The sequence below is a fragment of the Cognatishimia coralii genome (genome assembly GCF_037478305.1).
GTDB lineage: Bacteria > Pseudomonadota > Alphaproteobacteria > Rhodobacterales > Rhodobacteraceae > Cognatishimia > Cognatishimia coralii.
Map to the genome: position 1 here is coordinate 1 of NZ_JBBGAZ010000026.1, position 2,500 is coordinate 2,500.

Below are 2,500 nucleotides of genomic sequence, written 5' to 3' on the forward strand. Positions count from 1 at the left end.
GGCTTTGGCCCTTCGACCTTGAGGGTGTGAGCCTGCGGAGGTTACGCCGTTAATCGATTGATCTGGATGATCACTTGTATTCTGAAGGTGTTGTGTATTTTTTATTCGACCTGGTTGCGGGAGTAGGATTTGAACCTACGACCTTCAGGTTATGAGCCTGACGAGCTACCGGGCTGCTCCATCCCGCGTCAAGGTCGAATAGATATATCATCGTTTTGAGAGATATGTGTTTGTTTTTGCTAGGTTTGGCGATGCCCTACTCTCCCACACCTTAAGATGCAGTACCATCGGCGCAACGGTGCTTAACTTCCGGGTTCGGGATGGGACCGGGTGTTTCACTCGTGCTATGATCACCAAACCGAGTAAAAACAAACGTTAACGTTGATATTGGCGCAGCCAATTCAACGCGTGTGCGGAAGCGAATTGCGAAGCAAATCGCGTGCACACCCCGTTTGTGTGGTGCGTCAACATTCATCCAAGTCAGTATACTGTGTGTTGTGTATGCTTTTGGATCGCAGTGATTGAAGACGGATGTCTATCTATTACTGGATCAAATCAAGCCTATCGGACCATTAGTACCGGTCAACTGAACGCATTACTGCGCTTACATCTCCGGCCTATCGACGTGGTGGTCTACCACGGTCCTCAGGGATACCTTGTTTTGAGGGGGGCTTCCCGCTTAGATGCCTTCAGCGGTTATCCTGTCCGATCATAGCTACCCTGCACTGCTGCTGGCGCAACAACAGGTCCACCAGTGGATCGTTCACCCCGGTCCTCTCGTACTAGGGGCAACTCCTCTCAAGTATCCTACACCCACGGCAGATAGGGACCGAACTGTCTCACGACGTTCTAAACCCAGCTCACGTACCTCTTTAAACGGCGAACAGCCGTACCCTTGGGACCTGCTCCAGCCCCAGGATGAGATGAGCCGACATCGAGGTGCCAAACACTGCCGTCGATATGGACTCTTGGGCAGTATCAGCCTGTTATCCCCGGCGTACCTTTTATCCGTTGAGCGATGGCCCTTCCACTCGGGACCACCGGATCACTATGGCCGTCTTTCGACTCTGCTCGACTTGTCAGTCTTGCAGTCAGGCTGGCTTCTGCCATTGCACTCAACGAGCGATTTCCGACCGCTCTGAGCCAACCTTCGCGCGCCTCCGTTACGCTTTAGGAGGCGACCGCCCCAGTCAAACTACCCGCCACACAGGGTCCCGGATCCGGATAACGGACCGCGGTTAGACATCAAGCAATGCAAGGGTGGTATCTCAAGGGAGGCTCCACCGGAACTGGCGTCCCGGTTTCAATGCCCACCACCTATCCTGCACATGCATGGCCTGATGCCAGTGTGAAGCTGTAGTAAAGGTGCACGGGGTCTTTCCGTCTAACCGCGGGAAGCCTGCATCTTGACAGGCAATTCAATTTCGCTGAGTCGATGTTGGAGACAGTGGGGAAGTCGTTACGCCATTCGTGCAGGTCGGAACTTACCCGACAAGGAATTTCGCTACCTTAGGACCGTTATAGTTACGGCCGCCGTTTACCTGGGCTTCAATTCGGAGCTCTCACCCCTCCTTTTAACCTTCAGGCACCGGGCAGGCGTCAGACCCTATACGTCGTCTTGCGACTTCGCAGAGCCCTGTGTTTTTAGTAAACAGTCGCCACCCCCTGGTTTGTGCCCCCAGCCAATACTTGCGTAGAAACTGGGCCTCCTTCTCGCGAACTTACGGAGGTATTTTGCCGAGTTCCTTCAACATCGTTCTCTCAAGCGCCTTGGTATGCTCTACCAGTCCACCTGTGTCGGTTTAGGGTACGATCTCATGATGGAGCTATTTCCAGGAACCGATTAGCGGCCCCTCCAATCCGATAAGGAGGAACAACCGTCACGATCCGTCACTTCCATCTGGCCCAGGAATATTAACCTGGTTCCCATCGACTACGCCTTTCGGCCTCGCCTTAGGGGTCGGCTTACCCTGCTCAGATTAGCTTTAAGCAGGAACCCTTGGACTTTCGGCGAGAGTGTCTCTCACACTCTTTGTCGCTACTCATGTCATCATTCTCACTAGTGATCTCTCCACGGGATCGCTCACGCGCCCGCTTCATCGAAAGCTCCAAATATCCTCCATGGTGCCCGAAGGCACTAAAGAGGATAGGAACTATGTCACACTACGCTCTGCTACCGTGCATTACTGCACCCTAGACTTCGGCTCATGGCTTGAGCCCCGTTACATCTTCGCCGCAGGACAACTTATTTAGACCAGTGAGCTGTTACGCTATCTTTAAAGGATGGCTGCTTCTAAGCCAACCTCCTGGTTGTTTTGGTCGTCCCACCTGCTTTCCCACTTAGCCATGAATTGGGGGCCTTAGTCGTAGGTCAGGGTTGTTTCCCTCTCCACTACGGACGTTAGCATCCGCAGTGTGTCTGCCATCTAGTACTCCCGGGTATTCGGAGTTTGGTTAGGATCAGTAAGCCTGTGGGGCCCCATTACCCATCCAGTGCTCT

Annotated in this window: 1 tRNA gene and 2 rRNA genes (1 of these 3 cut by a window edge); all 3 read right to left on the reverse strand. The window is 53.4% G+C overall.

Annotation, left to right across the window (positions count from 1 at the left end):
• Positions 1-111: 111 nt before the first annotated feature.
• Positions 112-188, reverse strand: a tRNA-Met gene (locus WG622_RS19015).
• A gap of 55 nt (positions 189-243) precedes the next feature.
• Positions 244-358 (reverse strand): 5S ribosomal RNA (gene rrf / locus WG622_RS19020).
• A 193-nt stretch (positions 359-551) separates the two neighbouring features.
• Positions 552-2,500, reverse strand: a 23S ribosomal RNA gene (locus WG622_RS19025) (it continues 885 nt past the right edge of the window).